This window comes from Skermanella sp. TT6 (assembly GCF_016653635.2).
GTDB classification, from domain to species: domain Bacteria; phylum Pseudomonadota; class Alphaproteobacteria; order Azospirillales; family Azospirillaceae; genus Skermanella; species Skermanella cutis.
Window position 1 is genome coordinate 3,067,171 of sequence record NZ_CP067420.1, and the last position, 14,951, is coordinate 3,082,121.

Below are 14,951 nucleotides of genomic sequence, written 5' to 3' on the forward strand. Positions count from 1 at the left end.
GCGCGAATCTCCCGGGATCACGCCTCCACGGCCGACTTGGCGGCGTTGGCTTCGCGCAGCTCTTCCCGCGAGCTCCAGACGACCTCCGCGTTGGAGCCGGGCAGCTTCAACAGGACGGCAGCCGGCTTCTTGCGGCCGGACACCGACTTCGCCGCGTCGATCGCATCGGCCACGGCGTCCCGCTGGCTCAGGTAGGGACCGTGGGATTCCGTCCCATTATCCACGTACCATTTGCCGACCCTGGTCGTTACGAAGAATTCGTTGGTAATCATTGTCGCTCTCTCATATCCGACGACACGTCGCTTCGACAGCTCGGCTCCGTAAACACCAGTGCAATCCGTCGCCCGGGAATGTCCAGGCAAGGCATTCGAGTGGAAACCGCGCCGCGAACTCCATGCGGATCAACATCCAGGATGCAGCAGACATGGAGAATACAGTTCTGTCTGTTCGGTTTCGTACATTGGGCGGGTGCATGGAAGAGATTGAATTTTCCGCGGATTTTCCCAAGTTGCGTCCACTACCGTACAGACTTGGCCAGGTGACTGTCCCCCTATTCCCGTCGCATAAGGAGAGGACTGATGACGGATATGGATCGCGGAGCTTTAAGCCCGCGTCTGGCGGCATTGATGGAGCGGGCCAAGGCAGCCTTCGAACGGTCGCGGCGTGTCGTAGAAGAGGCGCGGCAGGTCAGGGCGATGGCGGAAGCCAGGCGCTCCGGCGGGTCCGCACATGACATGTCTGGAGAGATCGTGACGGACCCGCTGGAAAGCCGCTCCGGCACCTGATCCTTCGCCGGTACCTCATCTCCCGATCCAACCGACCCATCCAGCGGCTCCCATCCAGCGGCCGGACATGCGCCGGCGGTGGATCGGCCACGGCGTACGTTGAACAACCGACGACATCGAACTAATGTCCCGTCCTCGATGTGATGTCGTGCCCAGGGCCATGCTCCATGGCGATGACCGGGTCGTGTATTGGGAGAAGGAAGCATGTCCACCGAAAATGGCTATCCGCGCGACATGATCGGCTATGGCGCCCAGGTGCCGGATGCACAGTGGCCCAACCGCGCCCGCATCGCCGTCCAGTTCGTCATGAACTATGAAGAAGGCGGCGAGAACAACATCCTGCACGGCGATGCCGCGTCGGAAGCGTTCCTGTCGGAAATCGTGGGCGCCCAGGCTCTCCAAGGCGTCCGGCACATCAACATGGAATCGATCTACGAGTATGGCAGCCGTGCCGGCTTCTGGCGGCTGATGCGGATCTTCGGCGAGCGGCGCCTGCCCTTGACGGTATTCGGCGTCGCCATGGCGATGGCACGCAACCCCGAGGCGGTCGCCGCCATGACGGAGGCGGGGCATGAGATCGCAACCCACGGCTGGCGCTGGATCGATTACCAGTACATCAGCGAGGATGTCGAACGCGACCATATGCGGCGCGCGATCGAGATACAGACGGAGCTGACCGGAAGCCGGCCGCTGGGCTGGTATCTCGGCCGCTGCAGCCCCAACACGAGGCGGCTGGTGGTCGAGGAAGGCGGCTTCGTCTACGATGCCGACAGCTATGCCGACGACCTGCCCTATTGGGACGACAGCCATGGCAAGCCGCAGCTGATCGTTCCCTATACGCTGGACGCCAACGACATGCGGTTCGCCACGTCCCAGGGGTTCAATTCCGGCGACCAGTTCTTCAGCTATCTCAAGGACAGCTTCGACGTCCTTTATGCCGAGGGCGCCAAGACGCCGAAGATGATGTCCGTCGGACTGCATTGCCGCCTCGTCGGACGTCCCGGCCGCGCCGCCGCCCTGGCGCGTTTCCTGGATTATATCCAGAGCCACGACCGCGTCTGGATCTGCCGCCGGATCGATATCGCGAACCATTGGCGCGAGCAGCACCCGTACCGTCCCCGGCCGCGCAACGGCTGAGCGCCGCCGACACAAGGAGACAAGCCACGATGCTGAAATTCCTGGGCGGCGCGATCGGCATCATCTTCCTGATCGGACTCCTGGTCCTGATCGGGCTGCTGGCGCTGATCTTCTGACGATCCTGCCGGCGCTCGCGGCGAGCGCCGGCTACCGGCCTCATCGCAATGTCGGATCGAATGGGTGCAGTTCGACCCTGCCCCCCGACGTCGTCAGCATATGGCCTTCCGGAACCTCGTGCCAGACCGCCTCGATGGCGTCCAGCGGCTCCGACAGGACGAGGACATCACCCTGGCTGCTCTCGAAACGACAGCAGCCCTGGTCGACGCTGATGCCTCCCCCCAGCGCATAGAACAAGGTCGGCGAGGCCCGGTCGCTGGAATGGCGCAGTGCGTACAGCCGCTCGCCGTCGGTCAGGCAGGCGGTCAGCCGGAGCGGCTCGATGATGCCGTAGGCGGCCATGGCCTCCCCGATCTGGCGGCATGTCCGCGCGAAGGCCGCATGGACATCTTCCGCGACGCCGTTGGTCAGCAGCAGGTAGAAGATCACTTCACTGTCGGTACTGCCTTCGCGGAACGCATAAAGGTCGTCGGCGATCAGGTTCTCGACCGCGCGCCGGACGACCGGCCAGCCGCCGATCTGCCCGTTGTGCATGAACAGCCACCGGTCGTAGCGGAACGGATGGCAGTTGACCCGGGCCGTGGACGTCCCGGTGGACGCCCGGACATGGGCGAAGAACAGCCCCGACTGGATCTGTTCGGACACCGAACGAAGATTGAGGTCGTTCCACGCCGGCATCGTATCCCGGTACAGTCCGGGCTTCCGAAGATGCCCGTACCAGCCCAGGCCGAAACCGTCGCCGTTGGTCGGGACATGGCCGCGCTGGGCCGAAAGCGACTGGTGGATCAGGGAATTGGCAGGTTTGAACAGGAGGGTATCGATCGGGATCGGACGGCCTTGATAGGCCAGCCAACGGCACATGCTAGCTCCGCGAAGGTGTTCGGATCGTGGGGTCGACCGGAAGAGGTAAGGTTAACCCCATGGCAGAATTATGTCGATGCCCCGCCCCTGAACAAACCCGAGAGTCCGCGGTAGATATCCCGGTACAGTGTCAATTTGGACGCATGCCGCTCGGTCGCGGCGCGGTCCGGCTCGATCACGAAGTCGGTTTCGGGCGCGGCGCAGACCGCCGCCGTGTCCTCGCCGGTGACCGACAGCCGGGCCAGCCTGGCGGCGCCGAAGGCCGGCCCCACCTCTCCGCCCTTGTGGTAGGTCAGGGGGCGGCCCAGCACGTCGGCCAGGATACGCCCCCACAGCCGGCTCCGCGCGCCGCCGCCGATGACCGACACGGTGCCGATCTCCGTTCCGGCCTCGGCCAGCACGTCCTGCCCATCGGCGAAGGCGTAGGCCACGCCCTCCAGCACGGCGCGGGCGAGGTCGGCGCGGCCGTGATCGTGTGTCAGCCCGAAGAACACGCCCTTGGCATCGGGATCGTTGTGGGGCGTACGCTCCCCCGACAGGTACGGCAGGAACAGCAGTCGTCCGGTGTCGCGGTCGGCGGCCTCGACCTCCGCCAGAAGCTGGGCTTCACTGGGGGCGCCGGTAAGGCGGGTCACCCAGGCGAGGCAGCTCGCCGCGCTGAGGATCACCGACATCTGGTGCCACAGGCCCGGAAAGCAGTGGCAGAACGCATGGACTCCGCGCGCTGGGTTGGGCGCGAATCCGGCGTTCGCGACGAACAGGACGCCCGACGTGCCGAGCGACAGGAAGGCCGATCCGGGTTTCAGCACGCCGACACCGGCGGCCCCGGCGGCGTTGTCGCCGGCGCCGCCGGCCACCTCGACCGAATCGCCCAGGCCCCAGGCGGAGGCCACCTCCGGAAGCAGAAGGCCGGTCGGTTCCGACCCCTCGAACAGCTCCGGCATTTCGCCCTCGTCCAGGTCGGTCGCCGCCAGCAGCTCCGGCGACCAGCGGCGCCGGGCCACGTCGAGCCAAAGGGTCCCGGCAGAATCGGACATATCGGATGCGTAACGACCGGTCATGCGCAGCCGGACATAGTCCTTGGGCAGCAGCACCTTGGCGACGTCGCGGAAAATCTCGGGCTCATGCCTGGCGACCCACAGCAGCTTCGGCGCGGTGAAGCCCGGCATGGCCAGGTTGCCGGCGATCTCCGGAAGCGATGGCATCCTGCGCGTCAGTTCGGCGCACTCGGCACCGCTTCGGCCATCGTTCCACAGGATGGCGGGCCGCAGGACTCGGTCCCGGCCATCCAGCAGGGTGGCACCGTGCATCTGGCCGGACAGACCGATGCCGGTCACCTGGGCCATCTCCGCGGGATGGCCTCGGCGCAGTTCCGCCGCGACCGAGTTGGTGGCACGCCACCAGCTTTCCGGATCCTGCTCCGACCACAGGGGATGCGGGCGCGAAACGATGAGCGGTGCCACCGCCTGGGCGACGACCCGCTGTTCGACGTCCACCAGGACCGCCTTCACTCCCGAGGTGCCCAGATCGATCCCAAGAAACACGAGTCCGCCTCCCTGCCCGTCCATGGAGCCGCCGGGCCATTGCATGGAGCCAATCCCCTGGCGCGCCTTTCATTTGCCGGTAGGCTATGCCATATCCGCCATTCACCACAACGGCGCAACGTCAGCCGAGAGGCAGCCATGGCAGAACCGGGAAGCACGATCGTCCTCCGCCACGGCCCGCTGGAATGCGCGATCAGCCCGGAGTGCGGAGGATCGATCACCCGGCTGATGCTGCACAGGGACGACCTGCCGCCGCTCCACCTGATGCGGCCGGCCCAGCCCGGCGCCATCGACCGCTGCGAGGCGGCCGACCTGTCCTGCCATCCGCTCGTCCCCTTCTCCAACAGGATCGCCGGCAGCCATTTCGTCTTCCGGGGCCGGGCGGTGAACCTGCCACCAAACGCGCCGTTCATCGCCGATGTGATCCACGGGCACGGCTGGCAGGCGCCCTGGACGGTTTCCGGCCACGGCGACAGCGCGGCGATGCTGACATTCGACTACGCCGCCGGCACCTGGCCCTATGCCTACAAGGCGACCCAGCGGTTCGAGCTCGCCGACGACCGCCTGACCCTGACGATGGAACTGCTGAATACGGGCGATCTTCCGATGCCGGCCGGGCTCGGGCTCCATCCCTACTTTCCGAAGCCGATCGGCACCCGCCTGACCGCAGACCTCGACGGAGTCTGGCTCGGGGACGAGGGCCATATCCCGACCGAACGGGTGCCGCTGCCGCTCGCCTGGGATTTCCCCTGCGGGATCACATTGGACGAGGTGGTGCTCGACAACAACTTCACGGGCTGGAACGGCCGCGCGCGGATCGAGTGGCCGGGTTCGGGAGCGAGCCTCCGGATCGAGGCGACCCCGCCGTTCCGGCATGCCGTCGTCTACGTGCCGCACAACCAGGATTACTTCTGCTTCGAACCGGTGAGCCACATGACCGACGCCGTCAACCGGGCCGCCGCCGGCGAGCGCGGCACCGGCTTCGCGGAGTTGGCGCCGGGCGCCAGTTTCGGCGGCTCCGTCACGTTCGCAGTCGAACCGGCCGATCGATCCTCCGGGTATTGATCGGGGAGTCGGCACCCCCATCTCTGGCATTGATCGGGGTCCGGGCCCCTCTGGCGGGCGCCTGCGCGCCTCGCGATGTCGGACCTTTCATCTGCACGATGCACCTGGAGGGTGACCATGAGCGACACTACCGAGTCCGTCGGAAGGGCTGCCGAAACGCTGGAGAAGTCGGTCGAGAAATTCGCCAGCGACGCGGGCGCGGCGGCGAACACCGTCTCTTCCGGCTGTTCCGGACTGTGGGATGCCGGAATGTCGGCGTTGGAACTGCTGATGGACGGGAGAAGCGGCGAGGCTATGGCGGTGATGTTCAGCCCCAGTCTCAGCTGCTACGACAGCGTCGTCGCCGCGATGATGGGACTGTTCCCGTTCCTGTCATGACACGTTCCGCCTCTGCGCGGCGAAAGCGGCACGATCGATCCGAGGCATTTCCGGCGAGTTGAGTCCAAGAACACCGAAAAGCCATGATGTTCGGCTTTAGTTCTGTGGATAAATGCGATAGACTCTGAACTGAATCAATATTTTATCGTGTGCGGTTCAGATGTCTTCTCAGGGTAGTCGGGCGGCTCCGCAGGGCTGGAACGGGGTAACGCCATGATGGCGGGATCCCATGCCCTGATCGGCTCCGCCTCGTGGCTTTACCTTGCCCACGGCATGAGCCTGCCCCTGTTCGACCCGGTGGCGCTCGGGCTGGCCGTTGCCGGTTCGCTGAGTCCCGACATCGACCATCCGAAGTCATGGGTCGGACGGCGTTTGAAGTTCATTTCGGTTCCGCTGTCGAAACTGTTCGGGCACCGCGGCCTGACCCACTCGGTCGTTGCGGTAGCCGGATGCATCGCCGTGCTACGCTGGGACGGGCAGCAGTGGCACCACACCCTGCCCTTCGTGATCGGCTATGCCAGCCATCTTGCAGCCGACCTGATCACGCCCGCCGGATTGTGTCTGGCTTGGCCGCTCCGGCGGACCTTCGCGTTTCCCCTGATCAGGACCGGATCCTTCGCCGAGCAGGCGCTGGTGACGATCGTCGCCGGGTGGCTTTTTGCCCGGGCACTGGGCAGTTGCGGTTGAAAATCCGAACGTAGATTGTGTGATGCAGCAAAGCCGACTGCAGTAGCCCGCATGACAAAAAGACGAAGCTGGATAGAAGTCTTTGTGCCGGGTCGGAAGAAGCTCATATGCCTGCTATAAAGCCCGACCGACAACCATAAAACACTTAGGGAGAACTCAATGCCCGACCAGTCTCTGCAGACCGTCAACGACAGCACCGCCATGCGCGCCGCACTTGTACATATCATGTTACTCGATGATTACATCGGTACGGTGCTGAGCCGGGCGGAGGCCTGCGAGCCTGGATTTCTCCGTGACAGCCTGATCGATTATGTCGAAACGCTTCAGCGCGAACGGCTGTCCTACTACCGGATCGGCCTGAGGGACAGCCTGCCCGGCGAAGACGCCGAGCAGGCTGTCGCCCTGGACGAGGCGGCCTGACGCTCAGTCCGCCGCCGCCTGACGTTCGGCGTCGCTCAGGAAGGGATAATCCGTATAGCCTTCCGCCCCGCCGCCGTAGAACGTGTCCCGGTCCGGCTCGTTCAGCGGGGCGTTGATGCGCAGGCGCTCGACCAGATCGGGGTTGGCGATGAACGGCCGGCCGAAGGCGACCAGATCGGCCTCGCCGGTTTCGCGAAGCCCGATCGCCGTATCCCGGTCGATCAGGTTGTTCGCGACGTAGAGACCGTTGAAGATCCGCCGCAGCTTGCGCAGGTCCACCGCGCCGGAAACCTCGCGGCTGGCGCCGGTGGCACCTTCCACCAGATGCAGGTAGGCGAGGCCGAAGCGGTTCAACTGTTCGACCGCATAGGTGAACACCGGATCCGGGTCGCTGTCCGAGATGTCGTTGGCCGGGCTGATCGGCGACAGGCGGATGCCGACCCGGTCGCCGCCCCAGACGCCGACGACGGCTTCGGTCACCTCGAGCATCAGCCGCGCCCGGTTCTCGATCGATCCGCCATAGGCATCTGTCCGCTTGTTCGTGCCGTCGCGCAGGAACTGGTCGATCAGGTAGCCGTTCGCGGCATGGATCTCGACGCCGTCGAATCCGGCGCGCTTGGCATTCCCGGCCGCGGTCCGGTACTGCTCGACGATGCCGGGGATCTCGTCCAGGCCAAGGGCCCGCGGGGTGACGAAGGGAACGAAGCCGTCTTCCGTGAATGCCTTGCCTTCCGGCTTGATCGCGCTCGGAGCGACGGGAAGGGCACCGTTCTCCTGCAGGGAGGGGTGGGAGATACGCCCGACATGCCACATCTGGAGGAAGATCCTGCCGCCCTTGGCATGCACGGCGTCGGTCACCTGCTTCCAGCCCGCGACCTGCGCCTCGCTGTGGATCCCGGGCGTATAGGCATAGCCTTTGCCCTGGCGGGAGATCTGAGTCGCCTCGCTGATGATCAGGCCGGCGGTGGCCCGTTGACCATAATATTCAGCATGCAGGCCGAAGGGCGCATCCTCCTTGTTGGCGCGGCTCCGGGTCAGCGGGGCCATGACGATACGGTTCGCCAGGGTGTAGGGCCCCACCTTGACGGGCTGGAAAAGATCGCTCTCGCTCATGGTTCTTCCTCATGTTATGGACCGAACGGTCCAGAATTTGCGCAGAATGGGCTGACCGTGGATCGCGTCAGTCCAGGGCTTCGAGGGTGGTCGAGACGACGTCCTCCAGGGCTTGGGGATCACGGCCGGCTTTCGCCATGACCTGAAGGCCGCAGAGGGAATTGACGAGGTATCGCGCCAGCGTGCGGGGATCGTGACGGGCCGATATGCCTCCGTCCGCCTGTCCGCGGGCGATCAGGCGGTGGTAAAGCTCCTCCATCCGGTCCAGATGGGCAGCGATGGCCGTTTCGATGATGGGATCGTGCGGCGCAAGTTCGACGGCGCAATTCACCGTCAGGCACCCGCGCCGGTCCCCTCCAGCCGCGGGCCGTTCGATCACGCTTCTAAGCTGGACCTCGATAAGGCGGCGGACACATCCGCTTGACCCGACGCAGGCGTCCAGGCGGGCAGCCTCGCGGTCGCCGTAACGGCGCAGCGCCGTCATGAAGGCATCGTGCTTGCTACCGAAAAACTCGTAGAAGCTGCTCTTGCTGAGGCCCATCGCCTCCAGCAGGTCTGTCATCGAGGTGCCGGCATACCCCTTGGTCCAGAACACGTGCAGCGCACGGTCCAGAGCTTCATCGGCATTGAATTCGCGCGGTCTGCCCATGACCGATACATGGGCGTTCCGGACCATGCAGTCCAGAAAAAAATGATGCCCGCTCCGCATGAGAAGGATCTATGCGGGTCATGAAAAATGCTCGTTTGCCCGTAAGTCCGGTTCCGCCTCACAGTCCAGGCACACGGTGATGCTGCGAGGAGGCCATGGGAGATTACGACCTGAACGGCACCCACGTCGCGAGCGCGGTCGCGATATGTCTCTTCATACTGCTGCTGAAGGCGACCCTGGACCCGGAACGGTCCTTGCGCCAAGCCCTTTTCCTGCCGCTTGGCCGGTCGCGCTGGCATAGGCTGTATTGGCGGTTGTCGCCCTTGCTGTTCGTCGCCATGGCAGTACTTGCCGCAGTCAGCTATCTGCCCCCGGTCGGCGTTGCCGCGGGATGGCTGCGGCTGGTCAGCCTTGGCTTGCTCGTGCCGCTGATGGCACTCGCCGCCGCTGCGGAAAGCGAGACAGGCACCTGAGGGCTTCCCGCCACCGCTTCATCGGCGCCACGGAAACCGTTTCAAGTTTCAGGCAGCCTCGCTGACGGCCATGACGCCCCCGATCATGCCGTAGCAGCGGCGATCATCGCGCATGGTCGACAGGAGGTCCAGAAGGCTCTCGCGGACGAAGGGATCGGACTGACCGGCCAGTTCGGACTCCGTGACCTCGATGAAGCGCTCGATCAGGCGGGCATGGACGCGGCTGGATTGAGCGAGGCGAAGATCAGTGTAGCGGCGAACGTCGGTCATGATCGGCTCTTTCGTGAGAGGTTTGTCGAAGTGGCGCCTTGCTGTCCACGAGGCAATACTGACTTCGGAATCTTAACGACAAGTAAATATCGCTTAACGACCGGGTTTGGTTTAGGGATTACCCCCTTTTATACCGCATATGATAATGTAGATTCCGCTAATCCGTTCGGCCGAATTCTTGAACTTTCCAGCATCACTTGGCTATGTGGTTACCTCTTTCGATACGAGCCAGCGTTCTTCTGCCCGCTAAACCCTGGCCCTGACAGCGAAGATCGACTAGGATCTGCGGCAATCCGGGGGAGGCAGATGCATCATGGGCGTGTTTCCGATCATCGACAGCCATGTGCATCTCTATGACCCCGCCGTCCTGAGCTATCCCTGGATGGCCGGCATTCCGGCGTTGAACCGTCCCCACCTGCCCGCCGATTTCACCGACGCCTGCGGTCCCATCCCGGTGGATCGGATGGTCTTCGTCGAGGTCGACGCCGCTCCCGCGGACCGGCTTGCCGAGGCGGATTGGGTAACCGGGCTGGCGCAGACCGATCCGCGCATCGGCGCCATCGTCGCGTCGGCGCCCCTCGAACTCGGAAGTGCCGTCGAACCTCATCTGGAAAGGCTTGCCGAGCGTTCCCTGGTGCGGGGTGTCCGCCGGTTGATCCAATCCGAGCCCGACCCGGAATTCTGCCTGAGGCCGGATTTCATCGAGGGCGTCCGGCTGCTGCCCCGGTACGGCTTCAGCTTCGACATCTGCGTCTACCATGGACAGTTGGCAGCGGCGGTCGACCTTGTCAGGCGTTGCCCCGACGTCCGATTCGTCCTGGACCATGCGGGCAAGCCGGGCATCCGGGCCGGACTGATCGATCCATGGCAGGCCGACCTCCAGGCCATGGCCGAACTGCCGAACGTCTGGTGCAAGCTGTCCGGCATGGCGACCGAGGCGGACCACGCGTCGTGGAACCGCGAGGACCTGCGGCCCTATATCGACCACGTGATCGAATGCTTCGGCTTCCGCCGGGTGATGTTCGGCGGGGACTGGCCCGTCAGCACCCTGGCCACCGACTATCCGCGCTGGATCGAGACCGTGCTCTGGGCGACCCAGTTCTGCTCCAGCGCGGACCGGCGCCGCCTGATGAGGGAAAACGCCGCCGAATTCTACGCGTTGTAATCCAGGTTCCAGTCGCGGTAGCGCTCGGGATCGTTGGTCCATTCCTCCCGCACCTTGACGTGCAGGAACAGGTGGACCCGGCGCTCCAGCATCTCCTCCAATTCAACGCGCGCGGCGGCGCCGATCTGCTTGATCCGCTGGCCGCCCTTGCCGAGGATGATCGCCTTCTGGCTGTCCCGTTCGGTGAAGACGACCATGGAGATCTTGACGCTGCCGTCGTCGAACTCCTCCCATCCTTCAGGCTCGACCGTCGCCGAGTAGGGCAGTTCCTGATAAAGCTGGAGGAACAGCTTCTCCCGGACGATCTCGGCCGCCAGCAGGCGCATCGGGATGTCGGAGAGCTGGTCGGACGGGAAGTGCCACGGACCTTCGGGCATGCGGGACGCCAGATGCCTGCGCAGGTCGTCGACACCGTTTCCGGTCTCCGCGGAGATCATGAAGGTGTCGGTGTAGATGCCTTCGGCGTTCAACTCCGCGGAAAGCGCCAGCAGCTTGTCCCGCTTGATCAGGTCGATCTTGTTCAGCGCCAGTATGGCTTGGCGGCCGGAGTCCTTGAGCCTGGCGATGATGGCCCGCGTATCGCCGTCGATCGACTTCCGCGCGGCGTCGACCAGCTGCACCACCAGATCGGCGTCGCTGGCTCCCTGCCAGGCGGCGGCGACCATGGCGCGCTCCAGTCGCTTCCTGGGCGCGAAGATGCCGGGCGTGTCCACGAAGATCACCTGCGAATCGCCCTCGGTCGCGATACCCAGCACCCGGGTCCGGGTGGTCTGGACCCGCGGCGAGACGATCGACACCTTGGCGCCGATCATGGTGTTCAGCAGGGTGGATTTGCCGGCATTGGGCGCTCCCACCAGGGCCACGAAGCCGCAGCGCGGATGTTCGGGCACAAAGTCCTGCGCTTGCTCAACGGTCTCGTCACTCATTGATCGGTGCTCCGACGCGGCGAAGCATCTCGCTTGCCGCGGCTTTCTCTGCCGCCCGCTTCGAATTGCCCTGGGCGACGACGGGCTCGAAGCCCTGCAGATGCACCCTGACCTCGAACTGCGGGCTATGGTCCGGGCCGGTCTGGCCCATGGTTTCATACACGGGCAAGGGCTTGCCGCGCCCCTGCGCCCATTCCTGGAGCGCCGTCTTGACGTCCTGCGGCGGCGATGCCGCCCGGTCGATCTGGTCGGCCCATCGGCTGCGGATGAAGGTCTCCGCGACGGGAAGGCCGCCGTCCAGGTAGAGCGCGCCGATCACCGCCTCGCAGCAATCCGCCAGGATCGTCCCGTTGGTCCGGCCACCGGACTCCGCTTCGCCGGTCGAGAGCCGCAGGTAGCGGCCAAGGTCGAGCTGGGCCGCTACCTGGCTCAGGGTCTCCCAACGGACGAGGCTGGCCAGGCGGCGGGCCAGCGCGCCCTCGCGCTCGCCTGGGAATCGCTCCAGCAGCCAGTTGGCGATGACCAAGCCAAGGACCCGGTCGCCCAGGAATTCCAGGCGCTCGTAAGCCAGCCCCGGGACGGCCACCCTGCCCGGCCGCCTGCCCAGGCGTTCCATCCCGCTGACGCTGGGATGGGTCACCGCATCGACCAGAAGGTCTGGCTGCCTGAACCGGTGCCCGAGGGCATCCGCGAGTTCGGCCAGGTCGGCTGGACCGGGATGGCCGTTCTGTTGCTCGGTGCCGATGGCGGACATGCCGTCCCCCTCAGTTCACGCCGTCGAAGATCCGGCCGAATCGCACAGCCCACGGCCATTTCCAGAATTCCCAGAAGCGGGCATCCTCGTCGATCGAGAAGAACAGGAACTCGGCCCGTCCGACGAGGTTCTCGACCGGGACGAACCCGACCATCGCGCCGACCCGGCTGTCGAGCGAGTTGTCGCGGTTGTCACCCATGGCGAAGAAATGGTTCTCCGGAACCGCGTACACCGGCGTATTGTCGAGCGAGGCGTTGTCGCTCTCTTCGATGATGCGGTGCTGACGGCCGTTCGGCAGCGTCTCCATGTACTGGGCGACTCGGATCTGTCGGCCGAACTGGTCGGTCGTGACGAAGTCCTCTACGCGGTCGCGCTTGACCGCTTCCCCATTTATGTGCAGCACCCCGTTGATCATCTGGATCCGGTCGCCGGGGAGCCCCACGATGCGCTTGATGTAATCGGTCTTGTTGTCCCGCGGCAGCTTGAAGACGGCGACGTCGCCGCGCTCAGGCTTGGTGTAGAGCAAGCGGCCGTCGAACAGCGGCGCGCCGAAGGCGACCGTGTACTTGCTGTAGCCGTAGGAGAATTTCGAGACGAACAGGTAATCGCCCACCAGAAGCGTCGGGATCATCGATCCTGACGGGATGTTGAACGGTTCATAGGCGAAGGTCCGGACGCCGAACGCGATCACGACGGCGTAGACGACCGTCTTTATGGTCTCGCCGATGCCGCCGCTCTTGTTCTTCTGCATCGATTCTGTCTGCTTTCTCGTCAATTCTGTCATGGCGTGACGCCACCCGGGGGCGGCTGCTCCGTGGCGGTCAGGTTTGAGGGGTGGAGGAACCGTCCTGGACGGCTTCACCGGCGGGCACGGCTGATATGATGACGATGGCTTGCGCCAAAGGGAGGTCGTCGGTCAAGGTGAGATGTATCACGGGTGACATGCCCGGCGGCGTGATCTGCTTCAGGCGCTCCAGGGCGCCTCCGGTCAGGCGCATGGTCGGCTGCCCGCCCGGCAGGTTCACCACGCCCATGTCGCGCCAGTAGACGCCGCGGTTCAGCCCGGTGCCAAGCGCCTTCGCGCAGGCCTCCTTGGCGGCGAACCGCTTGGCGTAGCTGGCGGCGCGCTGGTTGCGCCGGTCCGACTTGCGCCGCTCCACCTCTGTGAAGACGCGGTCCAGGAACCGCTCGCCGTAGCGCTCCAGGGTGCGCTCGATGCGCCTGATATCGATCAGATCGTTGCCGATGCCGAGGATCATGGCGTCAGGCACCGCGCCGGTCGTCGGTGCCGGACCGCGCCCGGTCCATCAAGGCGCGCATCCGCCGGATGGTCCCGTCCAGCCCGCCGAAAACCGCTTCGCCGATCAGGAAATGCCCGATGTTCAACTCCACGATGGTCGGAATGGCCGCGACCCGGCCGACGGTGTCGAAGGCGAGGCCATGGCCCGCATGGCACTCCAGGCCGATCCTCTCCGCATGGGCGGCGGCGGTCCGGATGCGCTCCAGCTCGTGGTCGCGGACATCGTCCGCCTCGGCGTCGCAATAGGATCCCGTGTGGAGCTCGACCACCGGAGCGCCCAGTTCCGCGGCGGCATCCAGCTGGATCGGATCGGGATTGACGAACAGGGACACCCGGATGCCTGCGGCACCCAGGTCGCGGACCATCGGGGCGAGCGCGTCCCGGTTGCCGGCTGCGTCCAGCCCGCCCTCGGTCGTCCGCTCCTCCCGCCGCTCGGGAACGATGCAGGCGGCATGCGGCCGGTGGCGCAGGGCGATGGCGACCATCTCCGCGGTCGCCGCCATCTCCAGGTTCAGGGGAAGCTCGCTCTCCGCGACCAGCCGCTCTACGTCGTCGTCCGTGATATGGCGCCGGTCCTCGCGCAGGTGGGCGGTGATGCCGTCGGCTCCGGCCTGCGCCGCGGCGCGGGCGGCGCGAACGGGATCCGGGTGCCTGCCGCCCCGGGCATTTCGGATCGTCGCGACATGGTCGATGTTCACGCCGAGGCGCAGGGTGCGTATCATACTTCAAGCTCCAGCTTGCGGTGCCGCGCCTTTTTCGTCCGCCGCAGGACACGCCGGGCATGATAGGCCGATACCGCGGCGCGCACGGGGAGGAAGAACAGGAACCAGGCGACGATCCCCAGCAGCGTGCCGCCGATGACCATGGGCAGGAACACCTGTCCCGGATGGTCGAGGATCATCGTCAGGGTCAGGTGCCGGGCCGCCACTTCCCCTTCGTGCGATTGTCCCGACACCATAGCCCCAAGACGGTACGTCGCCAACCAGATGCCGGGAAAAGTCCAGGGATTTCCGACGACGGTCCCGATCGCCGACGCCAGCAGGTTGCCGCGCAGGATCAGGGCGAGGCCTGCCGCGAGCAGGAAGTGGAGGCCGATGAAAGGCGTGAAGGAGACGGCGGCTCCGCACGCGAAGCCTGCCGCGATCGAATAGGGCGTTCCCGGAAGCCGGCCGATCCGGTGAACCACGTAGGCCGAGGAACGACGCCATCCCGCGCGCGGCCAGAACAGGTCGCGGATTCGATGATGGAAGGCGTGCTTGGTTCGGCGGCGGAACATGATAGGGAACGGATCAGTCTGTCTGAACAGG

Annotated in this window: 21 protein-coding genes; 9 read left to right on the forward strand and 12 right to left on the reverse strand. The window is 65.3% G+C overall.

Annotated features, from left to right (window positions below):
• Positions 1-17 precede the first annotated feature (17 nt).
• Positions 18-272 (reverse strand): hypothetical protein, encoded by a 255-nt coding sequence (locus IGS68_RS14465; RefSeq protein ID WP_201070067.1) that lies wholly within the window; start codon positions 270-272, stop codon positions 18-20.
• A gap of 306 nt (positions 273-578) precedes the next feature.
• On the opposite strand from IGS68_RS14465, the gene IGS68_RS14470 reads away from it, so the two are divergent.
• The 3 genes from IGS68_RS14470 (at position 579) to IGS68_RS14480 (ending at position 2,038) form a co-directional block, all read left to right on the forward strand.
• The gene (locus tag IGS68_RS14470; RefSeq protein WP_201070069.1) at positions 579-785 is read left to right on the forward strand and encodes a hypothetical protein; all 207 of its coding nucleotides are present in this window, start codon (positions 579-581) and stop codon (positions 783-785) included.
• Positions 786-989: 204 nt separating this feature from the next.
• The gene (puuE, locus tag IGS68_RS14475; RefSeq protein ID WP_201070071.1) at positions 990-1,922 is read left to right on the forward strand and encodes an allantoinase PuuE; all 933 of its coding nucleotides are present in this window, start codon (positions 990-992) and stop codon (positions 1,920-1,922) included.
• On the forward strand, positions 1,877-2,038 hold the full coding sequence (locus tag IGS68_RS14480; RefSeq protein ID WP_201070073.1) for a small membrane protein YohP: 162 nt from the start codon (positions 1,877-1,879) through the stop codon (positions 2,036-2,038). Before puuE ends, IGS68_RS14480 begins: the two co-directional genes overlap by 46 nt.
• 40 nt (positions 2,039-2,078) lie before the next feature.
• On the opposite strand, the gene IGS68_RS14485 is transcribed toward IGS68_RS14480, so the two are convergent.
• Both IGS68_RS14485 and xylB read right to left on the reverse strand, forming a co-directional pair.
• Positions 2,079-2,900 carry a class II glutamine amidotransferase gene (locus IGS68_RS14485; RefSeq protein ID WP_201070076.1) on the reverse strand — a complete coding sequence of 274 codons (822 nt, stop codon included), beginning with the start codon at positions 2,898-2,900 and terminating at the stop codon, positions 2,079-2,081.
• Between the two features lie 68 nt (positions 2,901-2,968).
• Entirely contained in the window at positions 2,969-4,489 is a 1,521-nt protein-coding gene (xylB, locus tag IGS68_RS14490; RefSeq protein WP_371821765.1) for a xylulokinase, read from the reverse strand.
• Positions 4,490-4,582: 93 nt separating this feature from the next.
• Here xylB and IGS68_RS14495 point away from each other — a divergent pair, with 93 nt between their 5' ends.
• The 4 genes from IGS68_RS14495 (at position 4,583) to IGS68_RS14510 (ending at position 6,994) form a co-directional block, all read left to right on the forward strand.
• Complete coding sequence (locus IGS68_RS14495) at positions 4,583-5,509, forward strand: aldose 1-epimerase (protein ID WP_201070079.1); 927 nt, start codon at positions 4,583-4,585, stop codon at positions 5,507-5,509.
• Positions 5,510-5,626: 117 nt separating this feature from the next.
• A complete protein-coding gene (locus IGS68_RS14500) occupies positions 5,627-5,887 on the forward strand; it encodes a hypothetical protein (RefSeq protein ID WP_201070082.1) in 261 nt (86 codons plus the stop codon).
• Positions 5,888-6,100: 213 nt separating this feature from the next.
• On the forward strand, positions 6,101-6,574 hold the full coding sequence (locus IGS68_RS14505) for a metal-dependent hydrolase (protein ID WP_201070085.1): 474 nt from the start codon (positions 6,101-6,103) through the stop codon (positions 6,572-6,574).
• A gap of 159 nt (positions 6,575-6,733) precedes the next feature.
• Complete coding sequence (locus tag IGS68_RS14510; protein WP_201070089.1) at positions 6,734-6,994, forward strand: hypothetical protein; 261 nt, start codon at positions 6,734-6,736, stop codon at positions 6,992-6,994.
• A gap of 3 nt (positions 6,995-6,997) precedes the next feature.
• On the opposite strand, the gene IGS68_RS14515 is transcribed toward IGS68_RS14510, so the two are convergent.
• Both IGS68_RS14515 and IGS68_RS14520 read right to left on the reverse strand, forming a co-directional pair.
• Positions 6,998-8,107: an alkene reductase gene (locus IGS68_RS14515; protein WP_201070091.1), complete on the reverse strand. Its 1,110-nt coding sequence runs from the start codon at positions 8,105-8,107 to the stop codon at positions 6,998-7,000.
• Between the two features lie 67 nt (positions 8,108-8,174).
• Positions 8,175-8,756, reverse strand: coding sequence for a TetR/AcrR family transcriptional regulator (locus tag IGS68_RS14520; protein WP_201070093.1), 582 nt, complete (start codon positions 8,754-8,756; stop codon positions 8,175-8,177).
• Between the two features lie 155 nt (positions 8,757-8,911).
• Here IGS68_RS14520 and IGS68_RS14525 point away from each other — a divergent pair, with 155 nt between their 5' ends.
• Positions 8,912-9,229: a hypothetical protein gene (locus IGS68_RS14525; protein WP_201070096.1), complete on the forward strand. Its 318-nt coding sequence runs from the start codon at positions 8,912-8,914 to the stop codon at positions 9,227-9,229.
• 48 nt (positions 9,230-9,277) lie between these two features.
• Here the strand turns inward: IGS68_RS14525 and IGS68_RS14530 are convergent, their stop codons facing one another.
• Positions 9,278-9,499, reverse strand: a complete 222-nt coding sequence (locus IGS68_RS14530; protein WP_201070099.1) for a hypothetical protein — start codon at positions 9,497-9,499, stop codon at positions 9,278-9,280.
• A 313-nt stretch (positions 9,500-9,812) separates the two neighbouring features.
• Between IGS68_RS14530 and IGS68_RS14535 the strand changes: the two genes are divergently transcribed.
• Positions 9,813-10,664 (forward strand): amidohydrolase family protein, encoded by an 852-nt coding sequence (locus IGS68_RS14535; RefSeq protein ID WP_201070102.1) that lies wholly within the window; start codon positions 9,813-9,815, stop codon positions 10,662-10,664.
• Here IGS68_RS14535 and era read toward each other — a convergent pair.
• The 6 genes from era to IGS68_RS14565 all read right to left on the reverse strand — a co-directional run bounded on the left by era (position 10,652) and on the right by IGS68_RS14565 (position 14,920).
• The gene (gene era / locus IGS68_RS14540; RefSeq protein ID WP_201070115.1) at positions 10,652-11,590 is read right to left on the reverse strand and encodes a GTPase Era; all 939 of its coding nucleotides are present in this window, start codon (positions 11,588-11,590) and stop codon (positions 10,652-10,654) included. The two genes, IGS68_RS14535 and era, sit on opposite strands and share 13 nt — an antisense overlap.
• The gene (gene rnc, locus IGS68_RS14545; RefSeq protein ID WP_201070117.1) at positions 11,583-12,344 is read right to left on the reverse strand and encodes a ribonuclease III; all 762 of its coding nucleotides are present in this window, start codon (positions 12,342-12,344) and stop codon (positions 11,583-11,585) included. Before rnc ends, era begins: the two co-directional genes overlap by 8 nt.
• 10 nt (positions 12,345-12,354) lie before the next feature.
• Positions 12,355-13,095: a signal peptidase I gene (lepB, locus tag IGS68_RS14550; protein ID WP_247880844.1), complete on the reverse strand. Its 741-nt coding sequence runs from the start codon at positions 13,093-13,095 to the stop codon at positions 12,355-12,357.
• Between the two features lie 70 nt (positions 13,096-13,165).
• Positions 13,166-13,603 (reverse strand): holo-ACP synthase, encoded by a 438-nt coding sequence (acpS, locus tag IGS68_RS14555; protein ID WP_201070130.1) that lies wholly within the window; start codon positions 13,601-13,603, stop codon positions 13,166-13,168.
• 4 nt (positions 13,604-13,607) lie between these two features.
• Positions 13,608-14,366 carry a pyridoxine 5'-phosphate synthase gene (locus IGS68_RS14560; protein ID WP_201070133.1) on the reverse strand — a complete coding sequence of 253 codons (759 nt, stop codon included), beginning with the start codon at positions 14,364-14,366 and terminating at the stop codon, positions 13,608-13,610.
• Positions 14,363-14,920, reverse strand: coding sequence for a DUF2062 domain-containing protein (locus IGS68_RS14565; RefSeq protein WP_201070136.1), 558 nt, complete (start codon positions 14,918-14,920; stop codon positions 14,363-14,365). The genes IGS68_RS14560 and IGS68_RS14565 overlap by 4 nt, the downstream gene beginning before the upstream one ends.
• Between the last annotated feature and the right edge of the window lie 31 nt (positions 14,921-14,951).

What these genes read in the sequence shown, in the direction of transcription:
- IGS68_RS14505 (WP_201070085.1), top strand. Translation starts at nt 6,101, where the DNA reads ATGATGGCGGGATCCCATGCCCTGATCGGCTCCGCCTCGTGGCTTTAC.
- IGS68_RS14485 (WP_201070076.1), bottom strand. Translation starts at nt 2,900, where the DNA reads ATGTGCCGTTGGCTGGCCTATCAAGGCCGTCCGATCCCGATCGATACC.
- IGS68_RS14525 (WP_201070096.1), top strand. Translation starts at nt 8,912, where the DNA reads ATGGGAGATTACGACCTGAACGGCACCCACGTCGCGAGCGCGGTCGCG.
- IGS68_RS14535 (WP_201070102.1), top strand. Translation starts at nt 9,813, where the DNA reads ATGGGCGTGTTTCCGATCATCGACAGCCATGTGCATCTCTATGACCCC.
- IGS68_RS14470 (WP_201070069.1), top strand. Translation starts at nt 579, where the DNA reads ATGACGGATATGGATCGCGGAGCTTTAAGCCCGCGTCTGGCGGCATTG.
- puuE (WP_201070071.1), top strand. Translation starts at nt 990, where the DNA reads ATGTCCACCGAAAATGGCTATCCGCGCGACATGATCGGCTATGGCGCC.
- IGS68_RS14530 (WP_201070099.1), bottom strand. Translation starts at nt 9,499, where the DNA reads ATGACCGACGTTCGCCGCTACACTGATCTTCGCCTCGCTCAATCCAGC.
- IGS68_RS14500 (WP_201070082.1), top strand. Translation starts at nt 5,627, where the DNA reads ATGAGCGACACTACCGAGTCCGTCGGAAGGGCTGCCGAAACGCTGGAG.
- IGS68_RS14520 (WP_201070093.1), bottom strand. Translation starts at nt 8,756, where the DNA reads ATGGGCAGACCGCGCGAATTCAATGCCGATGAAGCTCTGGACCGTGCG.
- acpS (WP_201070130.1), bottom strand. Translation starts at nt 13,603, where the DNA reads ATGATCCTCGGCATCGGCAACGATCTGATCGATATCAGGCGCATCGAG.
- IGS68_RS14465 (WP_201070067.1), bottom strand. Translation starts at nt 272, where the DNA reads ATGATTACCAACGAATTCTTCGTAACGACCAGGGTCGGCAAATGGTAC.
- rnc (WP_201070117.1), bottom strand. Translation starts at nt 12,344, where the DNA reads ATGTCCGCCATCGGCACCGAGCAACAGAACGGCCATCCCGGTCCAGCC.
- lepB (WP_247880844.1), bottom strand. Translation starts at nt 13,095, where the DNA reads ATGCAGAAGAACAAGAGCGGCGGCATCGGCGAGACCATAAAGACGGTC.
- era (WP_201070115.1), bottom strand. Translation starts at nt 11,590, where the DNA reads ATGAGTGACGAGACCGTTGAGCAAGCGCAGGACTTTGTGCCCGAACAT.
- IGS68_RS14510 (WP_201070089.1), top strand. Translation starts at nt 6,734, where the DNA reads ATGCCCGACCAGTCTCTGCAGACCGTCAACGACAGCACCGCCATGCGC.
- xylB (WP_371821765.1), bottom strand. Translation starts at nt 4,489, where the DNA reads ATGCAATGGCCCGGCGGCTCCATGGACGGGCAGGGAGGCGGACTCGTG.
- IGS68_RS14560 (WP_201070133.1), bottom strand. Translation starts at nt 14,366, where the DNA reads ATGATACGCACCCTGCGCCTCGGCGTGAACATCGACCATGTCGCGACG.
- IGS68_RS14565 (WP_201070136.1), bottom strand. Translation starts at nt 14,920, where the DNA reads ATGTTCCGCCGCCGAACCAAGCACGCCTTCCATCATCGAATCCGCGAC.
- IGS68_RS14495 (WP_201070079.1), top strand. Translation starts at nt 4,583, where the DNA reads ATGGCAGAACCGGGAAGCACGATCGTCCTCCGCCACGGCCCGCTGGAA.
- IGS68_RS14515 (WP_201070091.1), bottom strand. Translation starts at nt 8,107, where the DNA reads ATGAGCGAGAGCGATCTTTTCCAGCCCGTCAAGGTGGGGCCCTACACC.